Origin of the sequence: Microbacterium esteraromaticum, from assembly GCF_900163815.1 — a bacterium.
Taxonomy (GTDB): Bacteria; Actinomycetota; Actinomycetes; order Actinomycetales; family Microbacteriaceae; genus Microbacterium; species Microbacterium esteraromaticum_B.
Map to the genome: position 1 here is coordinate 11,953 of NZ_FUKO01000020.1, position 15,737 is coordinate 27,689.

The 15,737-nt window shown below is 66.0% G+C and carries 16 protein-coding genes; 7 read left to right on the plus strand and 9 right to left on the minus strand.

Going from position 1 to position 15,737, the window contains the following annotated elements; all coding sequences use genetic code 11:
* Nucleotides 1-27 precede the first annotated feature (27 nt).
* Together FM104_RS08395 and FM104_RS08400 are read left to right on the plus strand one after the other, a co-directional pair.
* Nucleotides 28-1,008 carry a C-terminal helicase domain-containing protein gene (locus tag FM104_RS08395; protein ID WP_143738296.1) on the plus strand — a complete coding sequence of 327 codons (981 nt, stop codon included), beginning with the start codon at nt 28-30 and terminating at the stop codon, nt 1,006-1,008.
* A gap of 203 nt (nt 1,009-1,211) precedes the next feature.
* Complete coding sequence (locus FM104_RS08400) at nt 1,212-1,571, plus strand: hypothetical protein (protein WP_086992932.1); 360 nt, start codon at nt 1,212-1,214, stop codon at nt 1,569-1,571.
* A gap of 256 nt (nt 1,572-1,827) precedes the next feature.
* On the opposite strand, the gene FM104_RS08405 is transcribed toward FM104_RS08400, so the two are convergent.
* Complete coding sequence (locus FM104_RS08405) at nt 1,828-3,015, minus strand: hypothetical protein (RefSeq protein ID WP_086993036.1); 1,188 nt, start codon at nt 3,013-3,015, stop codon at nt 1,828-1,830.
* A gap of 124 nt (nt 3,016-3,139) precedes the next feature.
* A complete protein-coding gene (locus FM104_RS08410) occupies nt 3,140-3,757 on the minus strand; it encodes a helix-turn-helix domain-containing protein (protein ID WP_087131254.1) in 618 nt (205 codons plus the stop codon).
* A gap of 127 nt (nt 3,758-3,884) precedes the next feature.
* Here FM104_RS08410 and FM104_RS08415 point away from each other — a divergent pair, with 127 nt between their 5' ends.
* From FM104_RS08415 to FM104_RS08425, 3 genes are read left to right on the plus strand one after another with little or no spacing between them, the layout of a single operon-like run.
* Entirely contained in the window at nt 3,885-4,832 is a 948-nt protein-coding gene (locus tag FM104_RS08415; RefSeq protein WP_087131257.1) for a metal ABC transporter substrate-binding protein, read from the plus strand.
* A complete protein-coding gene (locus FM104_RS08420) occupies nt 4,829-5,569 on the plus strand; it encodes a metal ABC transporter ATP-binding protein (RefSeq protein WP_087131260.1) in 741 nt (246 codons plus the stop codon). Before FM104_RS08415 ends, FM104_RS08420 begins: the two co-directional genes overlap by 4 nt.
* Nucleotides 5,566-6,438 (plus strand): metal ABC transporter permease, encoded by an 873-nt coding sequence (locus tag FM104_RS08425; protein WP_087131263.1) that lies wholly within the window; start codon nt 5,566-5,568, stop codon nt 6,436-6,438. Before FM104_RS08420 ends, FM104_RS08425 begins: the two co-directional genes overlap by 4 nt.
* A gap of 37 nt (nt 6,439-6,475) precedes the next feature.
* On the opposite strand, the gene FM104_RS08430 is transcribed toward FM104_RS08425, so the two are convergent.
* Nucleotides 6,476-7,153, minus strand: a complete 678-nt coding sequence (locus tag FM104_RS08430; RefSeq protein WP_087131266.1) for a metal-dependent transcriptional regulator — start codon at nt 7,151-7,153, stop codon at nt 6,476-6,478.
* Between the two features lie 219 nt (nt 7,154-7,372).
* Here FM104_RS08430 and FM104_RS08435 point away from each other — a divergent pair, with 219 nt between their 5' ends.
* The gene (locus FM104_RS08435; RefSeq protein ID WP_179206731.1) at nt 7,373-8,149 is read left to right on the plus strand and encodes a DedA family protein; all 777 of its coding nucleotides are present in this window, start codon (nt 7,373-7,375) and stop codon (nt 8,147-8,149) included.
* A gap of 9 nt (nt 8,150-8,158) precedes the next feature.
* On the opposite strand, the gene ku is transcribed toward FM104_RS08435, so the two are convergent.
* Nucleotides 8,159-8,968: a non-homologous end joining protein Ku gene (gene ku, locus FM104_RS08440; protein ID WP_087131593.1), complete on the minus strand. Its 810-nt coding sequence runs from the start codon at nt 8,966-8,968 to the stop codon at nt 8,159-8,161.
* A gap of 87 nt (nt 8,969-9,055) precedes the next feature.
* Between ku and FM104_RS08445 the strand changes: the two genes are divergently transcribed.
* On the plus strand, nt 9,056-11,545 hold the full coding sequence (locus FM104_RS08445; protein WP_087131267.1) for an ATP-dependent DNA ligase: 2,490 nt from the start codon (nt 9,056-9,058) through the stop codon (nt 11,543-11,545).
* A gap of 16 nt (nt 11,546-11,561) precedes the next feature.
* Here FM104_RS08445 and FM104_RS08450 read toward each other — a convergent pair whose 3' ends face one another.
* The 5 genes from FM104_RS08450 to murQ all read right to left on the minus strand — a co-directional run bounded on the left by FM104_RS08450 (nt 11,562) and on the right by murQ (nt 15,737).
* Nucleotides 11,562-12,482: a cation diffusion facilitator family transporter gene (locus FM104_RS08450; protein WP_087131270.1), complete on the minus strand. Its 921-nt coding sequence runs from the start codon at nt 12,480-12,482 to the stop codon at nt 11,562-11,564.
* A 102-nt stretch (nt 12,483-12,584) separates the two neighbouring features.
* On the minus strand, nt 12,585-13,178 hold the full coding sequence (gene rdgB / locus FM104_RS08455; protein WP_087131272.1) for an RdgB/HAM1 family non-canonical purine NTP pyrophosphatase: 594 nt from the start codon (nt 13,176-13,178) through the stop codon (nt 12,585-12,587).
* The gene (gene rph, locus FM104_RS08460; protein WP_087131275.1) at nt 13,175-13,915 is read right to left on the minus strand and encodes a ribonuclease PH; all 741 of its coding nucleotides are present in this window, start codon (nt 13,913-13,915) and stop codon (nt 13,175-13,177) included. Before rph ends, rdgB begins: the two co-directional genes overlap by 4 nt.
* 19 nt (nt 13,916-13,934) lie before the next feature.
* Nucleotides 13,935-14,789: a glutamate racemase gene (murI, locus tag FM104_RS08465; RefSeq protein WP_087131278.1), complete on the minus strand. Its 855-nt coding sequence runs from the start codon at nt 14,787-14,789 to the stop codon at nt 13,935-13,937.
* A 12-nt stretch (nt 14,790-14,801) separates the two neighbouring features.
* Nucleotides 14,802-15,737, minus strand: a complete 936-nt coding sequence (murQ, locus tag FM104_RS08470) for an N-acetylmuramic acid 6-phosphate etherase (RefSeq protein WP_087131282.1) — start codon at nt 15,735-15,737, stop codon at nt 14,802-14,804.

Here is a 15,737-nt window from a genome sequence, read left to right on the forward strand (position 1 = left end):
CCACCTTCCTACTCGTGTGAGAGGTAGGTGCGTTTACAGAACCTCGGCTACGCGATCACGGCTCACCGGGCGCAGGGCTCCACTGTCGATACTGCGCATGCGATCGTGCACTCACCCGAGATGACCCGGGAATCCCTTTACGTCGCGATGACCCGCGGCCGGGAATCCAACCGCGCCTACATCGCGACCGATGAACATCACCTTGAAGATCACCAGCACCGGGACGACCTGCAGATGACCGCCCGGTCCGTGCTCTACGGCATCTTGCAGCATGTCGGTGCGGAGCATTCCGCCCACGAGACCATCACGACTGAGCAGGACATGTGGGGGTCGCTGGCCCAGCTTGCTGCCGAGTACGACACCATCGCCCAAGAAGCGCAGCAGGACCGGTGGGTCACCCTCCTCGAACACGGCGGCCTCACCCCACAGGCGATCGATGAGCTGGTGGAGACGGACTCGTTCGGGATCCTCACCACCGAACTGCGCCGACTCGAAGCCGACGGGCACGACATCAACGACCTCCTCCCACGCATCACCCGCGCCGGAGGCCTCGATGGGGTGGAGGATCTCGGGTCGTTGCTGCGCTACCGGGTCCAGAAAGTCGCCGCCACCTACCAGCCGTCAGCGCGCCGGGTGTCGCTGATCGCCGGCCTCGTCCCGCGTGCGACTGGCATCACCGACCCAGCCATGCGGCAGGCGCTCCAGGAGCGGGAGCAGCTCATGCAGCAACGCCTCGACGCCCTCACCACCACGGCCATCGAACGGCCCGAGCCGTGGATGAGCATCGTCGACGGCCTGGACCCCGACGCACGGGCGACGGCGGTGCGGGTGGTGGCCGCGTATCGGGACCGGTGGGGCATCACCTCCACCAGCCCCCTCGGACCCGTCCCCGACGATGACGCAAAGAGGATCGACTACGAACGCGCCCGAGGGCTCCTCGCCAGCCATCAGCCAGACCAGCAGGACGCATCGCCCGGGGCTCAGCAACGGCGCAGCCGCACCCTGTGAGCACCAACGACCGCCCGGCAAGGGATTGCTCTTCCTTTGCTGCAGGGCCGCCGGTATCCTGATGGTGGCAGGAGCAACCACACGCCGAGCCCCCGGACATTGTTCAGGGGTGACGCAGACCGTTCGAGCAGCATCTCGGGCACTCAACCACTCAGGACCAGCCACACCGCAATAGTCCTGCGTGCGAAAGTGAGGCCCACACCATGCTCCTGAACCGGCTCTGGAACGCCAGCATCCACACCCGCATCTTCCTGCGCCGATGGATGCCCACCAACATCCTCCTCGACCGACTCCGCACCCGTCGCTGCCTGCGGTGGGGTGTTCCAGCGATGCTCCTCGGCGTCGTCTACATCCTGATCGCCGCCACCTGCACCGAGCTCATCGACCAGGGCTGGAGCGAATGGCTCTACCTGGCCTTCTTCTGGGCACTATGGAACGGCCTGAAGTTCCTCCTCTTCGGGCCGTGGAGCCTCATCCTCCTGGCGCAGGTGCGAACGCGGGAAGCGATCGCACGTCGGCGGCAGCATCGACATGCTGCACGCTCCGAACACGCTCCGGTGTGACACGCGCCCATGGCGCGTGGTCGGTCATCGTTCCTGCTCGGCATCGCGCCAGGCCTTGAGACATTGTTAGTCGGCGGACGGCACGTCCTCTTGGGGATCTCGTTCAGATGGCCGGTGTTGATAACGTACTCGTGCATGTCGCGGGTCTCATGAAAGGTCACCAATACCGCTTCCCGATGCGGGAGTGTCTCGTAGATCTCGTGTTGGGCCCGCCAGGGGTGTACCTCGGACGCGCGAATCCGCGCCCGTCGAAAGCTCAGTCACGCCTATCTAGATTGGATGGTTCCTCAAGATCGGTCATAGCGCGGCGTTGGGTGAACGCGACCGCATCGTCACGCATCCTCTGCAGCACGTCCCAGTTGTGGAGCATGTCATCTGCGTCGTGATCGAAGCTCGGCACGAGTTCGCGCATACGGGTGAGGACATCGGTATCGGGCAGCGATTCCAGCCAGGCCCGCACGTCCGCGAATGTTGGAGCGTCGGGCATGTCGGCGATGGTGCCCGTCATGTCCGCTCGTACCGTCGCCGCACTCAGCCGGTCGCGGTTGCGGTCATACGCAGGGACCCGACTCCCTTCGGAGAGCGCCACCCGCAGATCCGGGTGGCCCTGCGATATCTCATGCCACGCCGGGATCTCGGGCTGGGGAGGATCCGTTCCGGTGATGAGCCTCGGGATGGCCTGCGTCCGCACCCAGGCAGCGATCTCGCCCAGCTCGTTCATCAACACCGGCCAGCGAGCGGTTTCCGGCAGGTTGATCCCGACGGTGGGGAACAGCGTCACCGGCACCACCTGGCCCGTGGGAGCCGAGAAGATGACCTCGCCCGGCACGAGCGGTTCCTCAGGCCGCTTCGGTATGTCGCGCGGATGCCGCGGTGTCACGTCTTCGCGAGACACAACAGGGATTCGAACGGCCGTGACCGCCGGGGTGCGGTGCTTCGCGTGATTCGTGTAAGCCACCAGCCGTGCTAACGGATGCGCCTCGGGATCGGTGTACCGGTGAAGTGGCTGGAGATCGTAGATGCGCCGGTTCAGATCCGCACCGCTGCGAAGCGCCGACGGCCCGTTCTTCGCCCGTTTCTGGGTCCACTCCACGAACTTGTCGTAGCTCGACGCAGCAGGCATCTCCACGAGCTTCGCCGCTCTCTCGCTGAGTTCGGCTCCCGCGTCGGCCTCGGCCTCGATGTAGATCGTGTGCTCGATCGCCGCCCGAAGCGCGTTGAGAGCATCAGCGGCCAGCAACGGGATCTTCTGCGGGATCGGCGCCACACTGTCAACCACTAGATGCCGAAGCTGCCCGTCGAGCACTTCTCGGAGGCGAACGACGTCCGAGGACTGGGCCTGGTAGTCAAAGAGCATCTCGCCGACTCTTCCGATCAGCTCGTCGACATGAGCAAGCGTCGCAGCAACCCCGAGGTGCCTATCGGGAAGCCAATGAGCAACCATCACCGCACACCTCCCGACTCTCTCGCTTTTGCTCAATCCTCCCAGAACGCCCTGACATCCCCGATCAAGCCGCTCGGTTCCGCAACCCGCGCCGGAGATGCTCCAAGAACCGTAGGGATGGCGTTCACTGCTTCGAGAGCTTGCGTCCGACGCGACGAGTATTGGGCCTGGACTCGACTTCCGCCCGCTTCAACGCCCGCCACACCATCGAGTGCCCTATACCGAGCTCCCGTGCGATCTCACGCGTCGTCAGCCCCGACTCATAGCCGCGAACCGCGTGCGCAACTTGCTCATCGTCCAACCCCTGACGACGGATCCTGACACCAGCATCCACGAGCAGATCCCGCACCGTTTCCTTACCCAAACGATGCTCACGTGCGATCGAGATCAGCGACGCCCTGGACTCGTACGCCGCGACCATCGCCTGCAACGTCTCGGGGGCGACCGGGGTTCCAGCCGTCTCAATCGGCGTCACCACCGGCCCACGAACATCACTTCGAGGCACAGCTAGACTGGAAACCGACACGCCCTGACCTTCGGAAGATCCGCGTGAAATCAACGATTTCAAGGTGACGAACGAGGATACAGTTTTCTCCCGGTTGGGGCACCAGATGAACGATTCCGTCTCGACAGCCTGATCAGATCGGCTGCGGGATGCTGCCTCGCCGCGCTCTATTCGGAATCGCGCGGTTGCCGGCGGCACGCGCTCACGCTCGCCCGCCCCTGGCACCTCCTGACGCATGACTCCTAGCTGAGTTCGGCGCGCCAGAAATGGCAGATCTGAGTTGCGGAATGCGCGACAACGGTTGCTAGAGTATTGAACTACGCCTCACCAAACAATGGTGTTCAAGTAGTCATAAAGGATTTTCATGCGCATCCGCTCCCAGGCTTTCGCCGCGCTCGCCCTCACCGCCACGGCCGCCCTCGCTCTCACCGGGTGCGTCGCCTCCGCGCAGTCTGCCGACGGAGAATCCGGCGGCAGCAGCTCGTCGGACAAACCCGTCGTCCTGACGACGTTCACGGTGCTCGCAGACATCGCGCAGAATGTGGCCGGAGAGCACCTGACGGTCGAGTCGATCACCAAGATCGGCGCTGAGATCCACGGATACGAGCCGACGCCGCGCGATATCGCCAAGGCGTCAGACGCAGACCTGATCCTCGACAACGGCCTTCACCTCGAGCTGTGGTTCGAGAAGTTCGTCGAGTCGGTGGAGGTGCCGCACGCCGTGCTCTCCGACGGCATCGATGTGCTCGACATCACCGAAGACGCCTACGCCGGAAAGCCGAACCCGCACGCCTGGATGAGCCCGGTGAACGTGCAGATCTACGTCGACAACATCGTCACCGCATTCGCCGACCTCGACCCCACCCATGCCGACGACTTCCGCGCGAACGGCGACGCCTACAAGATCGAGCTCCAAGAAGTGCAGGATGAGCTCGTCGACGAGCTCTCAACGCTCCCGTCGAGCCAGCGCGCACTGGTGTCGTGCGAAGGCGCATTCTCGTACCTCGCCCGAGACGCAGGTCTGACCGAGCGGTACATCTGGGCCGTGAACGCCGAATCGCAGGCCACGCCGAAGCAGATCGCCGGCACGATCGAGTTCGTGAAGAGCAACCAGGTGCCCGCCGTCTTCTGCGAATCCACCGTTTCGGACAAGCCGATGCAACAGGTCGTCGGTGCCACCGAGGCCGTGTTCGGCGGCACGCTCTACGTCGACTCTCTCTCCGAGGCCGACGGCCCTGTGCCCACCTATCTGGATCTGATCCGCTACGACGCGGCGACGATCATCGACGCGCTGAAGGGATCGGGCAAATGACCGCCGTCATCGATGTGCAGGACGTCGTCGTGCGCTACGGCGAGGTGCTCGCCCTGGATGGCGTGAGCCTGCAGGTCGACCGCGGCAAGGTCATCGGGCTGATCGGGATGAACGGGTCGGGCAAGTCGACCCTGTTCAAATCGATCATGGGCATGGTTCGGCCCGACCGCGGCCGCGTGCTGATCGATGGCTCCGACCCGACCGAGGCGCGCAAGCGCGGACTGATCGGATACGTGCCGCAGAGCGAAGATGTCGACTGGGCGTTCCCGGTATCGGTGCGCGACGTGGTGATGATGGGCCGCTACGGACACCAGGGGCTCACCCGCAGGCCACGGCCGGCCGATCACGCCGCGGTCGCCGAGGCGCTGGATCGGGTCGAGCTCACCGAATACGCCGACCGCCAGATCGGTCAGCTGTCCGGCGGGCAGAAGAAGCGTGCATTCGTCGCCCGCGGCATCGCCCAGGGCAGCAGCCTCATGCTGCTCGACGAGCCTTTCGCCGGCGTCGACAAGCGCTCCGAGGCGACGATCGTGCGTCTGCTGCGTGAGCTCGCCGACGACGGCCGCATGATCCTCGTCTCGACCCACGACCTGCACGCGCTTCCGCAACTCGCCGACGAGGCCATCCTGCTGCTGCGCAAGGTGCTCTTCCACGGCCCCGTGGCCGAAGCCCTCAGGCCGGAGAGCCTCGCACTGACATTCGGCGTCGATCTGCTCGGCACGGTGAGCGCAGCATGAGCCTCATCGACCTCATCCTCGAACCGCTGCAGTACGACTTCATGATCCGCGCGCTCGTCACCACGGTGATGGCCGCGATCATCTGCGCGCTGCTCTCGTGCTGGCTGGTGCTGGTCGGGTGGTCGCTCATGGGCGATGCCGTCTCGCACGCGGTCCTCCCCGGGGTCGTCATCGCCTACATCGTCGGAGCGCCTTTCGCTATCGGCGCCCTCATCTTCGGATTCCTCGCCGTCGCCCTGATCGGCGCCATCCGGGAGACGAGTCGGGTGAAAGAGGATGCTGCGATCGGCATCGTCTTCACCACGCTGTTCGCCATCGGGCTCGTGCTGATCTCGGTCACGCCGAGCCACACCGACCTCAACCACATCATCTTCGGCAACATCCTGGGCGTCTCGACCGCAGATCTCGTGCAGATCGGCATCCTCGCCGCGCTCGCCTTCGTGATCCTGATCATCAAGCGCCGGGACCTGACGCTGTACGCCTTCGACCCCACCCACGCGCATGCGATCGGGCTCAACCCGCGATTCCTCAGTGCGCTGCTCCTCGGGCTTCTCGCCCTCACTGCTGTCGTCGCGCTTCAGGTCGTCGGCGTGATCCTGGTGGTGGCCATGCTGATCATCCCGGGAGCGACCGCGTATCTGCTCACGGATCGCTTCAGCCGGATGCTGATCATCGCCCCGGTGATGTCAGTGGCGTCATCGGTGTTCGGCATCTACCTGAGCTACTGGATCGACGCCTCTTCGGGCGGACTCGTCGTCGTCGTGCAGGGTGCCGTCTTCGCGCTCGTCTACCTGTTCAGCCCGAGCCATGGGCTCCTGGGCAAGCGCCGCACCGCCCGCAGAGCGGCGCGGACCCCGGTCGCCGCCTGAAGTCGCCGCCTGACGTCGCCGCCCGAGTGCGGCGGCCTCAGTCGAGCGCACGCACCCAGACAGCATCCGTCGCGGCGCGGCCGAGCGGAAGCGTCGCGTCGAGCCCGTCGACGGCAACCTCGATCGTCTCGGAGTAGGGAGCCGCGGCGCGGGCTTCCAGCACTGTGCCGAATCGGATGCGGTGATCGGCGAAGAACTGCAGCAGCTCGGAATCGTCATCCGAGATGCGCTCTACGCTGGCACGGCTGCCGGCCGCGAGCGCGGTGAGAAGGATCGCGTCGGGCCTGCTGACCACACCGTCACGAGTCGGGATCGGATCGCCGTGCGGATCGCGCTCAGGGTGATCCAGGTGCTGGTCGATGCGATCGATCATGAAGTCGGAAACGGCGTGCTCCAGCGTCTCGGCCTCGTCGTGCACCTGATCCCAGCGATAGCCGAGCACCTCGACAAGGAAGGTCTCGATCAGGCGGTGCCGACGAACCATCGCCACCGCGTGTCGGCGCCCTTCTTCGGTCAGAGCGATCGATCCGTAGGGAGCGTGGTCGACCAGGCCCTGGTCAGCGAGCTTGCGCACCGCGTCCGATGCCGTCGATAGCTTCACACCGGCGCGCTCGGCGACGGTCGAGGCGGTCACTGGCACATCGGACCACTCTCCCAGGCTCCAGATCGCCTTGAGATAGTTCTGGGTGCTAGTGGAGAGATTCGAGACGGTCACTCGATAATTTTACCAAACATCCAACTTCGGGCCACCAAAGAGTGGTTCTCCGGCACTTACTGCATGCGGCGGCACGCCAGAGGTGAGACCACCCTGGGAAGTCACCCTATTGATAGCTGACCGAGGGCCGCGCAGATAGAATCAGAGCGATACGCGCGCTGACCTTGAGGGACTGTCGCGCTCCGCGTACTGCATCCATCGAACGACGGGAACTCCCCCTTGCTTCAGTCCCTGATTCAGGCTCCTACCTCGCTGATCCCGTGGCTCGACCCCGCGAACATCATCGAGGGCGCTGGCGCCTGGGCTCTGCTGGTCGTCTGCTTCATCGTCTTCGCCGAGACCGGTCTGCTGATCGGTTTTCTGCTCCCCGGTGACACGCTGCTGGTGATCTCCGGTCTGCTGACCCACACCAACGACATCTTCGGCTTGAATATCTGGTTCGTCGCGCTGCTGATCGGCCTGTGCGCATTCATCGGCGGCGAAGTCGGCTACTTCATCGGCCACAAGGGCGGCCCAGCCATCTTCGAGCGCAAGGAATCCGGGCTGTTCAGCCGAAAGAACGTCGAGCGCACGAATGCGTTCTTCGAGCGCTTCGGCGGCATCACCATCATCCTCGCCCGCTTCGTCCCGGTCGTGCGCACCTTTGCGCCGGTCGCCGCCGGTGTCGGCCACATGCCGTGGAAGCGCTACTCGCTGTACAACCTCATCGGCGCCGTGCTGTGGGGCTTCGGGCTGACGATGTTCGGCTACGGGATCGCGTACATTCCGTGGATCCGCGATCTGGTCGTCGACTACATCGACATCATCCTGCTGCTCGCCGTCGGCGGTAGCGCGCTCCTCACGCTCGTGCACTATCTGCTCGAGCGGCACAAGGCGAAGAAGGCGGCCGCGCTCGGCGAAGACGTGGTGACGGATGCTGCCGAGGCGCAGTCGCTCACGCTTGACGCCGAGGTCTTCAACCGCGCTCCCGACCTGGACGGCGACGGCGCCCGATAGGGATGCCGATCAGCCGGCATCCTTCTTCTTGCGGTCCTTCTTCGTCCGCTCGACACTCGCGCGCAGCGCCTCCATGAGGTCGATGACCTCACCACCCTTTGTCTCACCCTCCTCGGTGAACGTCGCCGATACGTCGAAGCCCTCACCGGCCTCGATCTTCGCGTCGATGAGCGTGCGCAGCTCTTTCTGATACTCGTCGACGAACGATTCCGGTTCGAAGTCGCCGGAGTAGCTCTTCACGAGCGCGGCCGACAGCTCCATCTCCTTGGCACTGATCTTCACGTCTTCGTCGAGCGACGGGAAGGCGGCCTCGCGCACCTCATCCGCCCACAGCAGCGTCTGCAGCACCAGCACGTCACCCCGCACCCGCAACGCCGCCAGGCGCGTCTTCTGCCGCAGCGTGAACCGCACGATCGCGGTGCGATCGGTCTTCTCAAGCGTCTTGCGCAGCAGCACGTACGCCTTGGGCGACTTCGAGTCAGGCTCCAGGTAGTACGCCTTGTCGAGGGTGAGCAGATCGACCTGGTCGCTCGGCACGAACTCGACCACGTCGATCTCGCGGTTCTTCTCTGCCGGCAGAGATGCGAGATCTTCCTTGGTGAGCACGATCGTCTGCCCGTCGTCGGTATATGCGCGGTCGATGTCGGCGTACGCGATCGTCTTTCCACAGACTTCACAGGTGCGCTGGTAACGGATGCGTCCGCCGTCCTCATCATGAACCTGGTGCAGCGGCACGTCATGGTCCTCCGTCGCCGAATACACCTTCACGGGCACGTTGACGAGCCCGAAGGTCAGCGCGCCCTTCCAGATGCTTCTCATTCCCCCAGTATCGCCAGTCACCACGCGTGCGGCTACCCCGGCGACAACATGCAGCAGGCGGCCCGCGGCGGCCATTACTCTGGCGGCATGGCTTCCGCTGCGGGAAAGACCGAGCAGATCGTGCAGATCGATGGGCGACGCCTGCGCCTGACCAACCTCGACAAGGTCGTCTATCCCGAGACCGGCACGACCAAGGGCGAGATCATCGCCTACTGGTCGCAGGTGGCGCACGTCGCACTGCCGCACCTGCGCGGCCGCCCGGTGACCCGCAAGAGGTGGGTGGACGGCGTCGGCCCGGCCGATGCTCCGCGCGACGGGTTCTTCGCCAAGCAGCTCGAACAGGGGGCACCCGGGTGGGTGCGGCGGATGCCGATCGAGCACTCGGCGGAGTCAAAGGACTATCCTCTCGCCGACGATGTGGCCACTCTGGTCTGGTTCGCGCAGCTCGCGGCGCTCGAGCTCCACGTGCCGCAGTGGAGATTCACCCACGCCGGCGGTCGCGCACGCCCCGATCGTCTGGTCCTCGATCTCGATCCCGGTCCCGGCGCCGACCTCGCGCAGTGCGCCGAGGTGGCGCGCATCGCCCGCGGCATCCTCACCGGCATGGGTCTGGAGCCGATGCCGGTGACCAGCGGCAGCAAGGGCATCCACCTGTACGCGCGGCTTCCGACAGCCGACGACGGCACGGGGCTGCAGAGCAGCGACGATGTATCCGCCGTGGCGAAAGAACTGGCCCGGCTCATCGAGGCCGACCATCCTGATCTCGCCACGCACGTCATGGCGAAGTCGGTCCGCGACGGCCGCGTCTTCATCGACTGGAGTCAGAACAACGGGTCGAAGACGACGATCGCCCCGTACTCGCTGCGCGGTCGCGCGCGCCCCTGGGTGGCGGCTCCCCGCACCTGGGACGAACTCGAAGATCCGCAGTTGCGGCAGCTGGATTTCGGTGAGGTGCTCGAGCGGGTGGATGCCGGGATCGACCCGCTGGCGACACTCGCTCCTCCGGCCCCCGCCCTTGCCTCGTACCTCGCCAAGCGGGACGCGACGAAGACCCCGGAGCCGATGCCGCGCGCCGCGATCGCTGCGGCATCGGATCACGTGCGCTTCGTGATCCAGGAGCACCATGCGAGTCGGCTGCACTACGACCTGCGCATCGAGCGCGACGGTGTGCTCATCAGCTGGGCGGTGCCGAAGGGCGTCCCGGAGTCCGCAGATCGCAACCACCTCGCGGTGATGACCGAACCGCATCCGCTGGAGTATCTGAGCTTCGAGGGCGAGATCCCGCGCGGCGAATACGGCGCCGGTTCGATGACGATCTGGGATACGGGCACGGTGGAGCTGGAGAAATGGCGCGACGACGAGGTGATCGGGGTCTTCACCGGCCAGCCCGGTGGCCGCCTCGGCTCGGCGAGGCTCGCACTCATCCGCACGGCCGGTGACGGCGAGAAGTCGCAGTGGCTGCTGCACCGCATGCAGGCGGGAGCGCCGCACAGTTCGGGGGCTGAATGCACAGCTGTCGGACGCTCCCCCGCTTCTGGTCCGACTAGTGGCGTGTCGGCCCCCAGAGTGTCGGCAGCAGCCGAACCGACCCCATCGGCATCGAACGTGTCGCAGCAGATCAAGCCGATGCTCGCCGAGAACGGGACGGCGGGGCTCGCACGCGCGCTGAGCGACCCGGCCTGGGCGGAGATCAAGTGGGATGGCATCCGCGCGGTCGGCACCTGGCGCGACGGCCGGCTGACGCTGCATGCGCGCAGCGGCACCGACATCACCGCTCGCTACCCCGAGCTCACCGCCGCCGGCGTGCTCGACCTGCCGAGCTCCGATGCCGTCGTCGATGGTGAGATCGTCACGTTTGATGCCGAAGGGCGCCCGAGCTTCGCGCGCCTGCAGAATCGGATGCATCTGACCCGGGCGCGCGAGATCGAGCGGGAGGTCGTGCGCACGCCGATCGTCTACATGCTCTTCGACGTCATGCGCCTCGATGGTCACGACCTGACCGGCGTTCCACTGCGGCAGCGGCGTGAACTGCTCGAGCAGCTCGCCGATGATCTCGACGCGCCCGTGCAGGTGCCGCCGGTGTTCGAAGACCTTGATGCGGCACTCGAGGTCAGCGGCCAGTTCGGGCTCGAAGGCGTGGTCGCGAAAGATCCGGATTCCGGCTATCGTCCCGGCATCCGCTCATCATCATGGCTGAAGCTGAAGCACCTGCACGCGCAGGAGGTGGTGATCGTCGGCATCCGCCCCGGCCACGGCAATCGGCAGGATTCCATCGGGTCGCTGCTGCTCGCCGTGCCGGATGCCGACGGACAGCTTTGGTACGTCGGCCGGGTCGGCACCGGCTTCACGGATCGGATGCTGCGCGATCTCACCGCGCGGCTCGAACCACTGCGCACAGACGAACCGCCCCTGGAGGGCGTCCCGAAGGCCGACGCACGCGACGCGCTCTGGGTGCGCCCCGAAATCGTCGGCGAAGTCGAGTTCGCGAACTGGTCTCCGGGCGGCATCCTGCGCCATTCTCGCTGGCGCGGACTCCGCCCCGACAAGACACCCGCAGACGTGCACCGCGAGGATTGACGGCGCGCTGCGAGCGTCACGCGTGGGTGGCCTCGCACTCGTCATGGCCGGCGGGCTCGAGTTGGAAAGTCGAATGCTCGACATCGAAGTGCTCTGCCAGACACGCCTGCAGATCCTGCAGCAGCGCGGCGGAACGGCCTTCGGCGAACACCGACGGGTCGACCGAGACGTGTGCGGTGAATACAGGAGCGCCGCGGGTGAGCTGCCAGACGTGCACATCGTGCACCCCGACGACTCCGGTGTAGCCCTCGAGATGTGCGCGGATCTCGCTGACGGCGGTGCCTTCCGGTGCCGACTCGGCGAGCACGGAGAACACTTCGCGCAGCAGCGAAACCGCGCGCGGCAGGATCATCACCGCGATCAGCAGTGACGCGATGGCATCTGCGGGCATCCATCCGGTCGTCACGATCACCACGGCCGCGATGATCACCAGGGCGGAGCCGATGAGATCGCCCATCACCTCGAGATAGGCGCCGCGGACATTGATGCTCGTCTTCTGCGCCGAGCTGAGCAGCCACAGTGAGATGGCATTCGCGATCATTCCGACGACGGCGACGATGAGCATGAGCGGGCCGGCGACTTCGACCTCGCCTGGTTCGAACAGACGCTGCAGGCCCTGGACTCCGACGACCACCATCAGCACGCTCAGGATGATCGCGTTGATGAGTGCGCCGAAGACCTCGGCTCGCTGATACCCGAACGTGCGCCGGTCATCGGCGGGCCTCGCCGCGACCGCGCTCGCGATGATGGCGATGACCAGCGCCGACGAGTCGGTGAACATGTGCGCAGCATCGGCGAGCAGTGCCAGCGAGCCGGAGAGGACTGCGCCGATGATCTGCACCACCATGACGGTGGCGGTCAGCGCGAGCGAGATGGTGAGCAGCCGGCGGCTACCGGAACCACGGATTCCGGTCGGGGCATGGGCATGTTCGTGCATGTCTCCAGGCTAGGCCGGAATTCAGTCGGTCCCGCTGGATTCGGCGCAGTCGGGAACGGTAACTGTTCTCAGTAGCGCGGCCGCACTATGGTTTCGCCGATCTCAGAGCGTCGCCAGCAGCGGCACGAGTGCGGCGAAGGCGCGCGCCCGGTGCGACTGGGTCTGCTTCTCGCCGTCATCGAACTGACCGACCGTGCGCTCGGATGCGGCATTCTGGCCGTCCGGAATGAAGATCGGGTCGTACCCGAAGCCGCCATCTCCCAAGGCCTCGTGCGCTACGCGCCCCGGCCAGATGCCCTGCACGATATGTTCGGTCCCGGCGGCGGTGACCAGCGCGATCGTGGAGCGGAACTGGGCTGCGCGATGCGGGTCGGCGATGTCCTGCAGCTGGTCGAGGAGCAGCTCGAGGTTGGCTGCGGCATCTTTCTTCTGTCCCGCCCAGTACGCGGAGAACACGCCGGGAGATCCGCCGAGCACATCGACGCAGATGCCGGAATCATCGGCCACCGCGGCGAGCCCCGTGTGCGCGGCTGCGGCGCGTGCCTTGATGAGTGCGTTGTCGGCGAAGGTCACGCCGTCTTCGACGGGCTCGGGACCGTCATAGGCGACGACTTCCAGGTCAGGGCGGGTAGCCGCCACGATCTGCTGGAACTCTGCGACCTTGTGTGGATTGTGGGTCGCGAGCACGACTCTCACGAAGAGGTCTCCAGCGCCGCCAGCTGCAGGCCCTTAAGCGTGTCGCAGCCGTTCACGCCGAGTTCCAGCAGCGCGTCCAGCTCACGCTTGTCGAACGGTGCTCCTTCGGCCGTGCCCTGCACTTCGACGAACAGGCCGCGACCGGTGACGACGACGTTCATGTCGGTCTCGGCGCGCACGTCCTCGACATATGCCAGATCGAGCATGGGCTCGCCGTCGATGATGCCGACCGACACGGCGGCGACGGTGTCGATAAGCGGTGTGGAGTTCTTTCCGATGAACTTCCTGTCGCGCCCCCACTCGATGGCGTCGGCGAGAGCGACGTAGGCGCCGGTGATCGCGGCGGTGCGCGTGCCGCCATCCGCCTGCAGCACATCGCAGTCGATGACGATGGTGTTCTCGCCCAGAGCCTTCGTATCGACGACAGCACGCAGTGCGCGCCCGATCAGGCGGGAGATCTCGTGCGTGCGACCGCCGATGCGCCCCTTCACGCTCTCCCTGTCGTTGCGCGAATTCGTGGCGCGCGGCAGCATCGCGTACTCGGCCGTCACCCACCCCTTGCCCTTGCCGGTCAGCCAGCGCGGCACCCCGTTGGTGAACGATGCGGTGCACAGCACCTTCGTGCCGCCGAAGCTGATCAATGCCGATCCTTCCGCGTGCGCGCTCCACCCGCGTTCGATCGTGATCTCACGCAGCTGGTCGATGGAGCGGCCGTCGGCACGGACGATATCTGACATGGGGTCCTCTCAGGTGGTTTCAGGCCTGTTCGGCCTGCGTGAAGTCGTCGTCAAGAAGGTACGGCAGGTCGATGACACCGGTCTGCACGAGCTGCACATCGCGCACCTCGTGTCCCATCAGACGGTTCGCCAGCGCGGTGAAGTCATCGGCAGAGCGGCCGGTCGCTTCGTAGACGTAGGTGGCGACAGCGTCTCCTGAGGCGAGCAGATCGTCGCGGACGAGGTGCCGGTAGACATCGGCTGCGGTCTCGTCATCGCTGGAGACCAGTGAGACGCCGTCGCCCATGACATAGCTGATGGCACCTCGCAGGAACGGGTAGTGCGTGCAGCCGAGAACGAGGGTGTCGACCCCGGCGTCGCGCAGCGGAGCGAGGTATTCCTCAGCGGTTGCGAGCACCTCGGGGGTGCCGGTGATGCCGGCCTCGACGAACTCCACGAAGCGGGGGCAGGCCGCGGTGAAGACCTGCAGGTGCTCGTTGACTTCCAGCATGTCCTGGTAGGCGCGCGAGCCGATCGTGCCGACGGTGCCGATCACGCCGATCCGGCCGTTCCGGCTGGTCGACACGGCTCGCCGCACCGCGGGGCCGATGACTTCGACGACGGGGACGTCGTAGCGCTCGCGAGCGTCGCGGAGCATCGCGGCGGATGCCGTGTTGCAGGCAATCACGAGCATCTTCACGCCCTGATCGACGAGCGTGTCGAGCACCTCGAGACTGTACCGCCGCACGTCGGCGATCGGCTTCGGACCGTATGGCGAATGCGCGGTGTCGCCGATGTAGACGAGCGATTCCTGCGGCAGCTGCGCACGGATCGCTCTGGCTACCGTGAGGCCGCCGACTCCGGAGTCGAAGATGCCAATGGGCGCGTCTTTCATGATGTCCCCAGCCTACTGGGCGCTCTGCGTGCCCCCGGCAGCGGCGAGGGCCTGGCGCAAGTTGCCGTCTGCGGCTTCCAGCGCGTGCCGCGCCGTCTCAGCATCCGCTCCCGTCTCCACGATGGCGATCGCGAGTTTCACGGAGCCTGCGGCGTCGGCGAGTGCCCGCGCGGCGGCGTCTGGCGCGCATCCTGTCGCATGCATCACCGTGCGCTCCGCTCGGGCCCGCAGCTTCTCGTTGGTGGACTGCACATCGACCATCAGATTGCCGTAGACCTTGCCCGATTGCACCATGGCCAGGGTGGAGATGGTGTTGAGCACGAGTTTCTGCGCCGTTCCGGCCTTCAGCCTCGTCGATCCGGCGACCGCTTCTGGGCCCACGACAACCTCGATCGCCACATCGACGCCAACCGAGATCTCGGCATTCCGATTGCAGGCGAGGCTCACGGTGAAGGCACCGCGAGCGCGGGCCGCGCGCAGCGCTCCGACGACATAGGGCGTGCGACCGGATGCCGAGATGCCCACGATCGCGTCGTCCGGGCCCAGCGCACCTCCGACCTGCTCCCCCGCCTCGACGTCGTCTTCGGCATTCTCGACAGCGTTGCGCAGTGCGATCTCGCCGCCGGCGATGTGCCCGACGACCAGTGACGGGTCGGTGCCGAAGGTGGGCGGGATCTCGCTCGCGTCGAGCACGCCCATTCGTCCGGCTGTGCCGGCCCCGACGTATACGAGACGGCCGCCTCGCCGCATTCGCTCGACGATCCCGTCGACCGCACCCGAGATGCTCTCGGCCTCGGCTTCGACCGCCTGTGCGGCGACGAGGCCCTGCGCTGCCATCAGCGCCACCTGATCACTGGTCGAGAGCAGATCCAGCTCGGCGAATTCGGGGGCGACGCGCTCAGTGGCGAGCGTCTCCAGGTTCGCACGCAGATCTTCACGGTCAGTCAT

Excerpts from the sequence above, each read along its gene's own strand:
- FM104_RS08445 (WP_087131267.1), top strand. The coding sequence starts at position 9,056 with ATGGCTTCCGCTGCGGGAAAGACCGAGCAGATCGTGCAGATCGATGGG.
- FM104_RS08450 (WP_087131270.1), bottom strand. The coding sequence starts at position 12,482 with ATGCACGAACATGCCCATGCCCCGACCGGAATCCGTGGTTCCGGTAGC.
- FM104_RS08420 (WP_087131260.1), top strand. The coding sequence starts at position 4,829 with ATGACCGCCGTCATCGATGTGCAGGACGTCGTCGTGCGCTACGGCGAG.
- FM104_RS08405 (WP_086993036.1), bottom strand. The coding sequence starts at position 3,015 with ATGGTTGCTCATTGGCTTCCCGATAGGCACCTCGGGGTTGCTGCGACG.
- murQ (WP_087131282.1), bottom strand. The coding sequence starts at position 15,737 with ATGACTGACCGTGAAGATCTGCGTGCGAACCTGGAGACGCTCGCCACT.
- ku (WP_087131593.1), bottom strand. The coding sequence starts at position 8,968 with ATGAGAAGCATCTGGAAGGGCGCGCTGACCTTCGGGCTCGTCAACGTG.
- murI (WP_087131278.1), bottom strand. The coding sequence starts at position 14,789 with ATGAAAGACGCGCCCATTGGCATCTTCGACTCCGGAGTCGGCGGCCTC.
- FM104_RS08425 (WP_087131263.1), top strand. The coding sequence starts at position 5,566 with ATGAGCCTCATCGACCTCATCCTCGAACCGCTGCAGTACGACTTCATG.
- FM104_RS08410 (WP_087131254.1), bottom strand. The coding sequence starts at position 3,757 with ATGCGTCAGGAGGTGCCAGGGGCGGGCGAGCGTGAGCGCGTGCCGCCG.
- rph (WP_087131275.1), bottom strand. The coding sequence starts at position 13,915 with ATGTCAGATATCGTCCGTGCCGACGGCCGCTCCATCGACCAGCTGCGT.
- FM104_RS08415 (WP_087131257.1), top strand. The coding sequence starts at position 3,885 with ATGCGCATCCGCTCCCAGGCTTTCGCCGCGCTCGCCCTCACCGCCACG.
- FM104_RS08400 (WP_086992932.1), top strand. The coding sequence starts at position 1,212 with ATGCTCCTGAACCGGCTCTGGAACGCCAGCATCCACACCCGCATCTTC.